This is a genomic window from Pseudomonas massiliensis (genome assembly GCF_000826105.1).
Classification (GTDB): Bacteria; Pseudomonadota; Gammaproteobacteria; order Pseudomonadales; family Pseudomonadaceae; genus Aquipseudomonas; species Aquipseudomonas massiliensis.
In genome coordinates, this window is the sequence record NZ_CCYK01000005.1 from 125900 (window position 1) to 138655 (window position 12756).

Annotated in this window: 11 protein-coding genes; 8 read left to right on the plus strand and 3 right to left on the minus strand. The window is 62.6% G+C overall.

Going from position 1 to position 12756, the window contains the following annotated elements; all coding sequences use genetic code 11:
- The first annotated feature begins 43 nt into the window (after nucleotides 1-43).
- From BN1188_RS04015 to BN1188_RS04045, 7 genes are all read left to right on the plus strand, one after another.
- Nucleotides 44-859 (plus strand): rhodanese-like domain-containing protein, encoded by an 816-nt coding sequence (locus tag BN1188_RS04015; RefSeq protein ID WP_040260050.1) that lies wholly within the window; start codon nucleotides 44-46, stop codon nucleotides 857-859.
- A 9-nt stretch (nucleotides 860-868) separates the two neighbouring features.
- The gene (asd, locus tag BN1188_RS04020) at nucleotides 869-1735 is read left to right on the plus strand and encodes an archaetidylserine decarboxylase (RefSeq protein ID WP_040260051.1); all 867 of its coding nucleotides are present in this window, start codon (nucleotides 869-871) and stop codon (nucleotides 1733-1735) included.
- A 118-nt stretch (nucleotides 1736-1853) separates the two neighbouring features.
- Nucleotides 1854-3602, plus strand: coding sequence for a molecular chaperone (locus BN1188_RS04025; protein WP_040260052.1), 1749 nt, complete (start codon nucleotides 1854-1856; stop codon nucleotides 3600-3602).
- A 196-nt stretch (nucleotides 3603-3798) separates the two neighbouring features.
- A complete protein-coding gene (locus tag BN1188_RS04030; protein ID WP_040260053.1) occupies nucleotides 3799-4494 on the plus strand; it encodes an RraA family protein in 696 nt (231 codons plus the stop codon).
- A gap of 131 nt (nucleotides 4495-4625) precedes the next feature.
- Nucleotides 4626-6053 (plus strand): multidrug transporter subunit MdtD, encoded by a 1428-nt coding sequence (mdtD, locus tag BN1188_RS04035; RefSeq protein WP_040260054.1) that lies wholly within the window; start codon nucleotides 4626-4628, stop codon nucleotides 6051-6053.
- Nucleotides 6054-6151: 98 nt separating this feature from the next.
- Nucleotides 6152-7489 carry an ATP-dependent RNA helicase DbpA gene (gene dbpA / locus BN1188_RS04040; protein ID WP_052469169.1) on the plus strand — a complete coding sequence of 446 codons (1338 nt, stop codon included), beginning with the start codon at nucleotides 6152-6154 and terminating at the stop codon, nucleotides 7487-7489.
- Nucleotides 7486-8661: a BaiN/RdsA family NAD(P)/FAD-dependent oxidoreductase gene (locus BN1188_RS04045; protein ID WP_267904425.1), complete on the plus strand. Its 1176-nt coding sequence runs from the start codon at nucleotides 7486-7488 to the stop codon at nucleotides 8659-8661. Before dbpA ends, BN1188_RS04045 begins: the two co-directional genes overlap by 4 nt.
- An 89-nt stretch (nucleotides 8662-8750) precedes the next feature.
- Here BN1188_RS04045 and BN1188_RS04050 read toward each other — a convergent pair whose 3' ends face one another.
- Nucleotides 8751-9521, minus strand: coding sequence for a ParA family protein (locus BN1188_RS04050; protein ID WP_040260057.1), 771 nt, complete (start codon nucleotides 9519-9521; stop codon nucleotides 8751-8753).
- Between the two features lie 348 nt (nucleotides 9522-9869).
- On the opposite strand from BN1188_RS04050, the gene BN1188_RS04055 reads away from it, so the two are divergent.
- Nucleotides 9870-11084, plus strand: a complete 1215-nt coding sequence (locus BN1188_RS04055; protein ID WP_408633568.1) for an MFS transporter — start codon at nucleotides 9870-9872, stop codon at nucleotides 11082-11084.
- Nucleotides 11085-11174: 90 nt separating this feature from the next.
- Here BN1188_RS04055 and BN1188_RS04060 read toward each other — a convergent pair whose 3' ends face one another.
- Nucleotides 11175-11564: a NirD/YgiW/YdeI family stress tolerance protein gene (locus BN1188_RS04060; protein ID WP_040260059.1), complete on the minus strand. Its 390-nt coding sequence runs from the start codon at nucleotides 11562-11564 to the stop codon at nucleotides 11175-11177.
- A 70-nt stretch (nucleotides 11565-11634) separates the two neighbouring features.
- Nucleotides 11635-12708 carry a uroporphyrinogen decarboxylase gene (hemE, locus tag BN1188_RS04065; protein ID WP_040260060.1) on the minus strand — a complete coding sequence of 358 codons (1074 nt, stop codon included), beginning with the start codon at nucleotides 12706-12708 and terminating at the stop codon, nucleotides 11635-11637.
- Nucleotides 12709-12756: the final 48 nt, after the last annotated feature.

Genomic DNA, 12756 nt, shown 5'->3' on the forward strand with positions numbered 1-12756 from the left:
TGCGCTACAATCGCCGCCTGACTCAACCCGAGGGTACGCTTGAATGGCAGACTTTTCCGGCCTAGGCCTGGTCATCGAACCCGCCGAGCTGGCCGCGCGCCTCGACGCCACAGGCCTGGTGATAGTCGACCTCACCAGCCCGGCCCGCTATGCCGCCGGGCACATTCCCGGCGCGCGCTTCGTCGCCCCAACCCGCACTCAACTGGGCAAGCCCCCTGCCCCTGGGCTGCTGCCCGATATCGACAGCCTCACGCAGCTGTTCGCCGAGCTTGGACATGGCCCGGAGGTGACCTACGTGGTCTATGACGACGAGGGCGGTGGCTGGGCCGGTCGATTCATCTGGCTACTGGATGTGATCGGGCATGGCCGCTACCACTACCTCAATGGTGGTGTGCTGGCATGGGAGGCCGAAGGCCTTCCCTTGAGCACCGAGGTACCGGCGCCCCTGACCGGGCAACCCCGTCTCGAACTTCAGGAAGCGCCCACTGCCACGCTCGAATACCTGCGCAAGCGCCTTGGTGCCGCGGACCTGGCCATCTGGGACGCGCGCGGCCCCCTGGAATACCGCGGCGAAAAAATAGTGGCCGCCCGAGGCGGACACATCCCCGGCGCGGTCAATTTCGAGTGGACGGCCGGCATGGACCCGCAGCGCCAGCTACGCTTGCGCCCGGACCTGCGCGAGCGGCTCGGCGAGCTTGGCATCACTCCAGACAAGGAAATCGTCACTCACTGCCAGACCCACCATCGGTCGGGCTTTACCTATCTGGTCGCCAAGGCCCTCGGCTATCCCCGAGTCAAGGCCTATGCCGGATCCTGGGGCGAATGGGGCAACCACCCCGACACCCCTATCGAAGTTTAAGGGCTCCCTATGAAAGATCGGCTGTTTATCCTGTCCCAGTACCTGCTGCCCCACCACCTGGTCTCGCGCCTGGCCGGCTGCGTCGCCGAATGCCGTGCCCGCTGGCTGAAGAACGCCTTCACCGGCTGGTTCGCCCGCCGCTTCAACGTGGACATGAGCGAAGCCCAGGTCGAAGACCTCAGCGCCTACGAAAACTTCAATGCGTTCTTCACACGCGCCTTGAAACCGGACGCCCGCCCCTTGGACCCTACCCCCGGCGCCATCCTTTCTCCGGCCGACGGCGCCATCAGCCAGATGGGCGCGATCGAGCACGGGCGGGTCTTCCAGGCCAAGGGACATAGCTTCAGCGTGCTGGAGCTGCTTGGCGGTGACCCGGCTCATGCGTCGGCCTTCATGGGCGGTCAGTTCGCCACCGTCTACCTTTCTCCTCGGGATTACCACCGCGTCCACATGCCTCTGGCAGGTACCCTGCGGGAAATGATCTACGTCCCGGGGCGCATCTTTTCTGTAAACCAGACCACCGCCGAAAACGTACCCGAGCTGTTCGCGCGCAATGAGCGGGTGGTATGCCTGTTCGACACCGAGCGCGGCCCCATGGCCATGGTACTGGTGGGCGCCATGATCGTCGCTTCCATCGAAACGGTCTGGGCTGGCCTGGTGACACCGCCGAAGCGCGCGCTTAAAAGCTGGCGCTACGATGAAGCCGCACGTGCTCCGATCCACTTGGAAAAAGGCCAGGAAATGGGCCGGTTCAAGCTGGGCTCCACTGTGATCATGCTGTTCGGGCCGGACCAGGTCACCTGGGGCCATCACCTGGCGGCGGTCTCGCCGGTACGCATGGGGCAGGCCCTGGGCATGCCCGTCACGGTTTCCTGATTGTTTACCTTGGGTGCGACGTAATCGGGATGCTGTTAGAGTCCGATAGACAAGCCCCCCAAAAAGGCTACGGGGCCAACTGATGCCCCTGGCCAATTAGGACGATCAGGAATCCTGGATGCCGCGCCCCAGCCCTCATCTTTCGCTACGCGCACCTACACCCTCGCAGAATACGCTGTCGTTCTGCGAGGCGAACCCGCGCGACCTGAAAGAATGGATTTCCGAATTGCCCAAGGCCAATATCGGAGAAACCGCCAGGCTGCTCTATCAGGGGCTGACCGAGCTCAATCAGCTGGTGACACCCAACGAAAACCGCTTGCAGATGCTGGAGCTGTTGCGCCCTGAAGTCTATTACGTGTGCAAGCAGCTGGAACGGCATTTCCTCAACCAGGCCATCGTGCTGGACGAGCGTGCGCGCAAGGTGGCCAACCTGTGCCAGGCCCTGCAGAACCATCTGGCAGCAGGCTACAAGATCATCGTGGTGCGGGTGGCTTCGGCCGGGCGCGAACAGTCCACGGCCCTGGCTATTTCCGTACAGCGCGCCATTCACTGCCTATACGGCCCACTGGTTCGCACAGCCTTGCTGTATTGTCCGGTTCCCGAGGGGCTTTGGCTGGAGCTGCATCATCTCTACCTGGTGGCCTGCGATCATAAGGTCCAGCAAACCTCGGTAGCCGATGGCCTCGCCCATGGCGTAAAGGCCCTCACGCCAGAGCAGAGCTATGTGGCGGCGCTGTTGTTGGGTAGCTCTCGCTGCAACCAGATGCGTCAGAGCGCCATCATGCGCCTGGCCGAGATGCTTGAGAGCTGGGCGCAGTTCGCCCGCATGCAGCCTGCCCTGGCGGCCAGTAGCCTGTTCGCGGTTGCTCCGGCCACGGACGGCCCGCCCCGCTACAAGACGCTGTTTGAAGAGCGACAGCTGGACGAGTTGCTAGGCCTGGACACCACCCTCCTGGCCCATGCCATAAAGGAATACCTGGCGTTGCCTGCCGAGCAACGGCCGTTGGCCCGCCTGCCCATGCCGGCAGGCTTCAGTACCGATGTTCTGCAACACGTAGCGGCGGCCTGGGGGAATGTGGCCGAGCGCACCTTCCAGCGCACCCCTGGCCAGGGCAACCTGACCGTGTGCATTGGCATGAGCGCCATGCATTATTACCTCGGTGGCGAGCGAAGCTTTGGCGAGCAGCTGGGCCTGCCGGGCAGCAGCACGTCCGCCCAGTTCAGCGCATTGGGCAAGCACGGGGTATGGGGCCCCGTAGTGGAGGCCCCGGCCCTGGAGGAAATCGAATACCAACCGGACCAGGCCAGGAACCCGGCACCACGCGAGTTCCCAACCTACAGCCTGCAGATCGTCAATCACAGCCCCGGCGGCTACTGCCTGGCTTGGCGGCGGGAAGTGCCCTCCCAGCTACAGGCTGGCGAGCTGGTCGGTATCCAGGACACGCCCTCCCAAGGCTGGAGCGTGGCTGTGGTGCGCTGGATTCGCCAGGTCCGTGACGGCGGCACCCAGATGGGCATCGAGCTGATCGCCCCCCATGCCCAGCCGTGCGGGCTGCAGCTGATCCGCGGTGATGAACCTCAGAGTGAATACCTGCGAGGCCTGGTATTGCCGGAAATCCGGGCTATCGACATTCCGGCTACCCTGCTGGCGCCGCGCCTGCCTTTCCAGGAAGGCCACAAGGTGGTGCTCAATACCAATGGCGAGGAGCACCGTGCCGGCCTGCTGAAACGGCTCGCTACCACGGGTAGCTTCAACCAGTTCGAATATCGCTTTGCCGAACAGGCTGCGCCTGTGATCAGCAGGCACGCGGTAAGTGACACGCCAGGGCGCGAGGAAGACTTCGACTCGCTTTGGCGAGACCTCTAGGCCTGTTCCCTGCCCCCAACCAGGCGTCCGCCGGGTTTTCAGAAAAACGATTCAGCCATGGTTAAGCCATCGACCCGGTGCCGCTTGCGGTGCAGCGCAGGCCGGGCCTAAGCTTGTTTACCCAAGAGAAGCGTTCCCCGTCACGCCGGCAAAGGCCGGCGCCGAGGTTTCACCAGGTTTTACCGAGGCTTTATCCATGTTTGATGTCGTATCCTCAGGCAAGTGGCCCGCCGGCTACATGATCAACCCCAACGTCGAGCCGCTCGACCCGAAATGGCTCAGCGAATTCAGCAAGATCCCCGCCGCCGCCGTGAGCGACTGCCTGGGTCGTAATGTCGGTGGGTTGGGCCTCAAGGCCTTCCACGGCAACAAACCGATGCTCGGAAGCGCGCTTACGGTGCGGGTACGTCCAGGTGATAACCTGATGATCCTCAAGGCCATGCAAATGGCCCGCCCTGGTGATGTGCTGGTCATCGACGGTAGCGCAGACCTGACCCGCGCCGTGTTCGGCGGCATCATGCGCGCCATGGCGCTCAAGGCCGGTATCGCTGGCGTGGTAATCAACGGCGCCCTGCGCGACCTGGATGAATGGCAAAGCGGCGAGCTGCCGGTCTATGCCATCGGGGCCGTGCATCGCGGCCCAAGCACCGATGGCGGCGGTGAAATCAACGTGCCGATCTCCTGCGCGGGCATGCTGGTGATGCCTGGCGACCTGATGATCGGTGACGGTGATGGCGTGGTGGCAGCGGCCCGGGCCGAGCTGCCTGAGCTGGTCCAGCGGTGCAATGACCTGCTGGCCCGTGAACGCGCTACACTCGAAGGCATCGCCAACGGCACCCTTGACCCGAACCGTTTCGATGCAATCCTTCGCGCCAAAGGCTGTCCGATCTAGCGGGCGTGCGCACGGTAGGAGCCAGTGAAGCTGGCGAATCGGCCCGCTTTTCCAGTCCTTGGCTAGCTCAAAGAGCCATGTGAGGATGCCGAATTCGGCAGTTCCGCTGCCTCCAACACGCAAGAGGTGCCATGCCTACCCACGCCACGCTGGACCCCGCTACCGCTCGCTGGATTCCCTGGGTGGTAGCCATCGCTTTCTTCATGCAGTCCCTGGACGGCACCATCCTCAACACTGCCCTGCCTGCCATGGCCCGCGACCTGGCCGAGGATCCTCTGCGCATGCAGTCGGTCGTCATCGCCTACATGCTCACGGTCGCACTGCTCATTCCGGCCTCCGGCTGGGTAGCGGACCGCTTCGGCATCAAGCGGGTATTCACCTGCGCCATCGGCCTGTTCACCTTCGGCTCGCTCTTGTGCGCCATTTCCATGACCTTGCCGATGCTAGTGGCGGCACGAATCCTTCAGGGCCTGGGTGGCGCACTGCTGCTACCTGTCGGGCGCTTGGTGGTGTTGCGTGCCTATCCGCGCTCCGAGCTGGTGCGAATACTCAGCTTCATTACAGTGCCAGGCCTGGTGGGTCCGCTGATCGGCCCTACCCTGGGCGGCTGGATGGTGGAATACCTGACGTGGCATTGGATCTTTCTGATCAACCTGCCTGTGGGGATCCTGGGCGTTCTGGCCGTCAAGCGATTGCTGCCCGAACTGCCCGGCGGCGAGCGAACTCGCTTCGATAGCCTGGGCTTCGGCCTGTTCGGCGCTGCCATGGTGCTGATCACCATTGCCATGGAAGGCCTGGGCGAACTGCATCTGCCTCACCTGCGGGTCATGTTGCTGCTGTTCGCCGGCATGGCGTGCCTGGCCGCCTATTGGCTGCGGGCCGTGCACATGGATGAGCCGCTGTTCGCGGCCAGCCTGTTCCGCACCCGCAGCTTCGCGGTGGGTATCCTTGGCAACCTGTTCGCCCGCCTTGGTTCCGGCGCGCTGCCCTTCCTGGTGCCCTTGTTATTGCAAGTCGGCATGGGGTATTCACCTTCCCTGGCCGGCATGAGCATGATTCCTCTGGCCGCTGCCGCCATGGTAGCCAAGTCTCTGGCTCGCCCATTGATCGAGCGGTTCGGTTACCGCAAGCTGCTGACCGGCAATACCCTAGCCCTGGGCGCCATGCTTGCCAGCCTGGGGCTGGTTACCGCTGACACGCCCTACCCCTTGTTGTTGGCCCAGCTGGCGGTGCTGGGGGCCATCAACTCCATGCAATTCACCGCCATGAACACGGTAACGCTCATTGACCTGGGCGATCAGGAAGCGAGCAGCGGCAACAGCCTGCTCTCGGTGGTCGCACAGCTTTCCATGAGCCTGGGGGTGGCCTGCGCCGGGGCCTTGCTTGGAGGTTTCGAGGCGTCCATCGGTAAGGAAGGCGTGGAAAACATCCTGGGCGCCTTCCACCTCACCTTCCTGACCATCGGCCTGATGGCAATGTTCGCGGCCACGATTTTCGTCCAACTGTCACCAGAGGTAGGTCGACGCGCTGTTCGTCCGCCCCCTGGCCCGGACGCATAGGGGGTTTGCCCGTGGGCTGGTAAACTGCGCGCCATTTTTTCCTGCAGGCTTCTCCCGTGACCGCCACCGCTTTCGAAACCCTGTCATTGTCCCCAGCGATGCTCAGCAACCTTGCATCGCTGGGCTACACCCAGATGACCCCCATCCAGGCCCAGAGCCTGCCGGCCATTCTGGCGGGGCAAGACCTGATCGCCCAGGCCAGCACCGGGAGTGGCAAGACCGCCGCCTTCGGCATCGGTCTACTCAATCCAATCAACCCGCGCTTCTTCGGCTGCCAGGCCCTGGTACTCTGCCCTACCCGCGAGCTGGCCGACCAGGTGGCCAAGGAGATCCGCAGGCTGGCTCGCGCCGAGGACAACATCAAGGTGCTGACCCTGTGCGGTGGTGTACCCTTCGGCCCCCAGGTCGGCTCCCTTGAACATGGCGCTCACATCATCGTCGGCACCCCCGGCCGGGTACAGCAGCATCTGGACAAGGGCACCCTGTCGCTCAATGGGTTGAACACCCTGGTGCTGGACGAAGCCGACCGGATGCTGGACATGGGCTTCGTGGACGTCATCGCCGCGATCATCGAGCAAACCCCGAGCCGTCGACAGACCTTGCTGTTCTCCGCCACCTACCCCGCTGGCATCGAAGCCTTGGCCGCGCGCTTCCTGCGCAACCCACGCACGGTCAAGGTGGCGGCGCTGCACGATGATCGCAAGATCGAACAGCGTTTCTACGAAGTCGATGCCGAGCAACGGCTGAGCACGGTGCTCAAGGTGCTCGGGCATTTCCGGCCGCAGTCCTGCATCGCCTTCTGCTTCACTCGGCAGCAATGCCAGGAGCTGACCGATCTGCTGGCCAGCAAAGGCGTCAGCGCCAGTGCCTTGCATGGCGACATGGAGCAGCGCGACCGTGACCAGGTATTGGCCCTCTTCGCCAACCGTTCCACCACGGTACTGGTCGCCACGGATGTGGCGGCGCGTGGTATCGACATCGAAGGCCTGGACCTGGTGATCAATGTGGAACTGGCACGAGACCCGGAGATTCATATTCACCGTATCGGCCGCACCGGCCGAGCGGGCGAAAGTGGCACTGCCGTAAGCCTGGTAGCGCCGGCCGAAGCCCACCGGGCCCAGGCCATCGAAGCGTTGCAGAAGGCCGAGGTGAACTGGCGCCCCCTCGAAGAGCTGAAACACCGGGGAGACGGCCCGCTGGTCCCACCCATGGCTACTCTGTGTATCGCCGCCGGACGCAAGGACAAGCTGCGGCCTGGAGACATCCTGGGCGCGCTCACAGGCGATGCCGGCCTGCCCGGCGCCCAGGTGGGCAAGATCGCCATCTTCGATTACCAGGCCCTCGTCGCGGTTGAGCGAGGCGTGGCCAAGCAGGCCCTGGATCGCCTCGGCAAAGGCAAGATCAAAGGCCGTTCCTTGCGGGTGCGCCTGTTGTGAGCCTGGATGTCATCATCATTGGCGCGGGCGCCGCTGGCCTGATGTGCGCGGCCACGGCCGCCGCGCGAGGCCGTCGGGTGCTGGTCATCGACCACGCCAACAAGGCGGGCAAGAAGATCCTCATGTCCGGTGGCGGCCGCTGCAACTTCACCAATATGTATACCGAGCCGGCGAATTTCCTTTCCCAGAACCCTCACTTCTGCAAGTCGGCCCTGGCCCGTTACACCCAATGGGACTTCATCGGCCTGGTAGCGGGCTATGGCGTGCCTTACCACGAGAAGAAGCTCGGCCAGCTGTTCTGCGACAACAAGGCCAGCGATATCCTCGGGTTGCTGCTGGCCGAATGTGAGCGCACCGGGGCTGAGGTTCGCCTGAATACCAGCGTCCAGGAAGTCATCGCGAACGCAGCCGGCTACCGCCTGCTGACCAGCAGCGGTACGCTCGATTGCGCTTCGCTGGTCGTGGCCACGGGCGGGCTGTCCATCCCGACCTTGGGCGCCACCGGCTTCGGCTATCAACTGGCGCGGCAGTTCGGGCACCAGGTGCTGCCCACCCGGGCCGGGCTGGTGCCCTTTACCATTACCGACCACTTGAAAGAGCTGTGCAACGCGCTATCGGGCACCTCCGTCGATTGCATCGCCAGCTGCAACGGCCACAGCTTCCGGGAGAACCTGTTGTTCACCCACCGGGGTCTCAGCGGGCCGGCCATTCTTCAGGTCTCGTCGTTCTGGACGCCGGGAGACAGCGTTTCGATCAACCTGCTACCTGACCATGACGCCCTGGCCTGGCTCGCAGCCCAGCAGGCCGAGCGCCCTAATGCTGAATTGCGCACCCTCTTGGGGGAAGTGTTCACGCGCAAGATGGCGCAGTTGCTCTGCGACCATGGGTTCGAGTCCAAGCCCATGAAGCAATACACCCCGATGCAGCTGCAGGAGGTCGCAGCCCGCTTGAGTGACTGGCAGGTCGTTCCCGCGGGAACCGAAGGCTATCGCACCGCTGAAGTGACGCTTGGCGGCGTGGATACGCGGGAAGTCTCCTCCAAGACCATGGAGTCCTTGAAAAGCCCGGGCCTGTATTTCATCGGCGAGGTGCTGGATGTCACCGGCCACCTGGGCGGATTCAACTTCCAGTGGGCCTGGGCGTCGGGCCATGCGGCGGGCGAGGTCTGTTGAGCCGCCGCCTTCGCCTATCGAAGTGATGCCCTGCAGGCAGGAGCCAGGAAGCTCAACAATGCATGAGCAGTCGTTGGTTCCTGTTTCTGTCAGTGCCCTTCGAGCAAGTCATGCAGCTCCACGAACTGCTGGGTCAACTTATGGCGCGAGTCAAAGTGAATCAGCGGCTTGTTCGCTTCGTGGGATTCGCGCATGCGCACAGAGCTGTTCAGGTACACCGGCAACACGGGCAGCCCTTCGGCCAGCAGCTCTTCAAGCATCTTCTGCGGCAAGGCCGCCCTGGGCTGGAACTGGTTGACCACGATACCTTCGATGGACAGGTCTTCATTGTGCTCGTCGCGCAGATCGCTTATCTCCTTGAGCACGGTGTACAAGGCCTGGCGGGAGAAGCTGTCGCAATCGAAGGGAATCAATACGCGGTCGGCTGCGATCATGGCCGAAACAGCATAGAAATTAAGGGCCGGTGGCGTGTCCACGTAGATCCGCTCGTACTCGTCCTCCAGACTGTCCAGTAACTTGCGCAGCTTGTTGATCTTGAACTTGGCTTCCAGCTTGGGTTGCAGGTCCGCCAGCTCGGCCGTGGCGGTGACCAGATGGAGGTTATCGAACTCGGTCTCGTAGATATCCACCTCGTTCTTCTTCGCAAAGGGGCCGGATGCCAGGGTATTTCGGAAGAAGGTAGCTATGCCGGGAGGCACCTCCTCTCCAGCGAGCCCTGTCAGGTATTGAGTAGCGTTCGCCTGCGCGTCCAGGTCGATCAACAACGTGCGGTAACCCGCATTCGCACTGACCGCTGCCAGGTTACAAGCGATGCTGGATTTCCCTACACCGCCCTTCTGGTTGAACACCACCCGTCGCATCGCATCCTCCTGTTTGCCTTTGATTTATCCAAGCTAGATATGTACAGGGTCTAAGCGACTTTAACCACCTTTTACCTGGCATAACGGCAGCCTTGTCTGCCTGAGCCAGCATTTATCGGGCCTCGTCGCGGAACAACCGTCCAGCCTCGCTCCTGCGACGGCAATGAAGTAACGCAAGTGGCGTAGCTCCATCTTGATATGTCCAGGCTATCAAACAGGTTGAACAATATATTGGAAGTCCTGTTCAGCCGGCTATATTCTCGATTCTCTCCTTCTTGACTTGCGAGGCCCCTGTTGAAAAGGGTCGAGGCTCCCAGTTGTCCGTCGAATTCGGCCAATCCCGCGCCTGTGACAACCGCGCAATGGATCGAAAAAGGCACGCCACTGTTCATGCGCACCGTAGCGGCGCTGTTCTGTGGCGGCTTCGCGACCTTTGCCTTGCTGTACTGTGTGCAGCCGATGATGCCCCTGCTTTCCGGGGAGTTTTCCATCAATGCCGCCGAGAGCAGCCTGGTGCTGTCGGTTTCTACCGCGATGCTGGCCATCGGTCTGCTGATTACCGGCCCGGTCTCCGACCGCATAGGCCGCAAGCCGGTGATGGTGACAGCTCTGTTCAGCGCGGCCTTATGCACGCTGGCCAGCGCGCTGATGCCCAATTGGCCGACCATCCTGTTGACCCGCGCTCTGCTGGGGCTTTCACTGAGCGGGGTTGCGGCGGTAGCCATGACCTACCTCAGCGAAGAGATTCACCCGGACCACATTGGCCTGGCCATGGGCCTGTACATCAGCGGCAACGCCATTGGCGGCATGTCCGGCCGGCTGATTCTTGGAGTGCTCATCGACTATGTCAGCTGGCACACCGCAACCCTGGTAGTCGGCGGACTGGCCCTTGGGGCCGCCGTGGTATTTCTGAAGATACTGCCGCCTTCACGTAATTTCCGCAGCCGGACCCTTCACCCACGTAGCCTGCTGGAGGGTTTCGTCATTCACTTCCGGGACGCGGGCCTGCCGTGGCTGTTCCTGGAGGCCTTCCTGCTGATGGGCGGCTTCGTCACTCTTTTCAACTATATTGGCTACCGTCTGCTGGCCTCGCCCTACGACTTGAGCCAGGCGTCAGTGGGTCTGCTATCCGTTGTCTATCTGGCCGGTATCTACAGCTCGGCCCAGGTAGGCGCCCTGGCGGACAAGTTTGGTCGGCGGCGGATGTTCTGGGTCGCTATCACCGTCATGCTGGCGGGGTTGATGCTAACCATGCTGGCGCCTCTGAGCGCGATCCTGCTGGGAATGCTGGTGTTCACTTTCGGCTTCTTCGGCGCTCATTCCGTAGCCAGCAGCTGGATAGGCCGGCGCGCGACCCAGGCCAAAGGGCAAGCGTCCTCCCTTTACTTGTTCAGCTACTACCTGGGGTCGAGCCTGGCCGGAACCCTGGGCGGGGTGGCCTGGCACTATGGAGGCTGGCATGGCATCGGCGCGTTCATCAGCGCCTTGCTGGTCATGGCTCTGGCCGTAGCGGTGAAGCTGGCGCGGCTTGCGCTGCTACCAGCGAACCGGAAGCCTGCATGATCCAGGTAGATCAACCGGTAGGGGCCAGCGACTTGCAGTGGTTGCATTGTCGTTTCGCAAGCTTCACTGGCTCCTGCCGGGGCGTGGGGATTATTTCAGGAGCTGAATCAGGTCTACGTCCACTTCCTGCTTGCCGTGGTCAAGGTCGACTTCGCCAAACAGGCGTACGCGCTGCTGGTCATTGATGTCCGCTGGCCATTTGTCGCTGTCGATATCCAGCTGGATACTGTCTTTGCCATCGGTGAACTCGTAGCGGTTGTCTTTTCCAGCGACGGCCAGTTTCTTGACGATACGCCCCTCCAACACAACGGGGGTGTCTTCGGCAGCGCTCAAAGCGGCCTTGACCGTTTCCACCGCGGTAGCGGCTGTGGCGCCGGTATTCGCGGCCTGGCCGCCTGGGCCAATAAACCCGGCGGCTTGGCTGTAGCCGTTAACGCCCAGCAGGGGCAGCAGGCAGATCGAAAGATAACGCAGTTTCATCGGAGTACCCTCGTGGCTGTCTTGATGAATACAGCCTAGCGAGGGTTGATGAATCCAACCTTAACTCAGATCACGGCTGCGCGTGATAGACAGCAGACAGCTCATGCACTGCCTCGATGAACGCCCCGGCATGGGCCGGGTCGACTTCAGGAGTGATGCCGTGACCCAGGTTGAACACGTGCCCCGTACCATGCCCGTAGCTGGCCAGGATGCGCGCCACCTCGGCACGGATCGCCGCGGGCTTGGCGTAAAGCACGCTGGGGTCCATATTGCCTTGCAGCGCCACCTGGGTACCGACGCGCCGGCGAGCTTCACCAATGTCGCACGTCCAGTCCAGCCCCAGGGCATCGGCGCCTGCATCCGCGATGGATTCCAGCCAAAGGCCGCCGTTCTTGGTAAAGAGGATCACCGGGACCTTGCGGCCTTCGTGCTCGCGAATGAGCCCGCTGACGATCTGCTTCATGTAGGCAAGCGAGAATGTCTGGTAAGCCGCCGAGGACAGGTTGCCGCCCCAGGTATCGAAGATCTGCACTGCCTGGGCCCCAGCGCGAATCTGCCCATTGAGGTAAGCGGTTACCGACTGGGCCAGCTTGTCGAGCAAGCGGTGCATGGCCTCCGGTTGGTCGTAGAGCATGGCCTTGGTTTTGCGGAAGTCTTTCGAAGACCCGCCTTCGACCATATAGGTGGCCAGAGTCCATGGACTGCCGGAGAAACCGATCAGGGGTACGCGACCATTGAGCTCGCGGCGGATGGTGCTGACCGCATCCATCACATAGCCCAGGTCCTGCTGAGGGTCCGGGATGGGCAAGGCGTCGATATCGGCTACCGTGTCGATGACCTTGCGAAAGCGTGGGCCTTCGCCGGTTTCAAAGTACAGGCCCTGGCCCATGGCATCGGGAATGGTCAGGATGTCCGAGAAGAGGATGGCCGCATCCAGCAACGGATAACGATCCAGCGGCTGCAGGGTGACTTCACAGGCGAACGCCGGGTTCATGCACAGGCTCATGAAATCCCCCGCCTTGGCCCGGCTCGCCCGATACTCGGGCAGGTAGCGGCCGGCCTGGCGCATCATCCACACAGGGGTGACATCCACCGGTTGCTTGAGCAGGGCGCGCAGGAAACGGTCGTTCTTCAAGGCAGTCATGGGGGCATCCGCGAAAAAAGTGCGGGCATTTTCTCAGACGCCAGCGCA

Excerpts from the sequence above, each read along its gene's own strand:
- BN1188_RS04015 (WP_040260050.1), top strand. The coding sequence starts at position 44 with ATGGCAGACTTTTCCGGCCTAGGCCTGGTCATCGAACCCGCCGAGCTG.
- asd (WP_040260051.1), top strand. The coding sequence starts at position 869 with ATGAAAGATCGGCTGTTTATCCTGTCCCAGTACCTGCTGCCCCACCAC.
- BN1188_RS04025 (WP_040260052.1), top strand. The coding sequence starts at position 1,854 with ATGCCGCGCCCCAGCCCTCATCTTTCGCTACGCGCACCTACACCCTCG.
- BN1188_RS04030 (WP_040260053.1), top strand. The coding sequence starts at position 3,799 with ATGTTTGATGTCGTATCCTCAGGCAAGTGGCCCGCCGGCTACATGATC.
- mdtD (WP_040260054.1), top strand. The coding sequence starts at position 4,626 with ATGCCTACCCACGCCACGCTGGACCCCGCTACCGCTCGCTGGATTCCC.
- dbpA (WP_052469169.1), top strand. The coding sequence starts at position 6,152 with ATGCTCAGCAACCTTGCATCGCTGGGCTACACCCAGATGACCCCCATC.
- BN1188_RS04050 (WP_040260057.1), bottom strand. The coding sequence starts at position 9,521 with ATGCGACGGGTGGTGTTCAACCAGAAGGGCGGTGTAGGGAAATCCAGC.
- BN1188_RS04060 (WP_040260059.1), bottom strand. The coding sequence starts at position 11,564 with ATGAAACTGCGTTATCTTTCGATCTGCCTGCTGCCCCTGCTGGGCGTT.
- hemE (WP_040260060.1), bottom strand. The coding sequence starts at position 12,708 with ATGACTGCCTTGAAGAACGACCGTTTCCTGCGCGCCCTGCTCAAGCAA.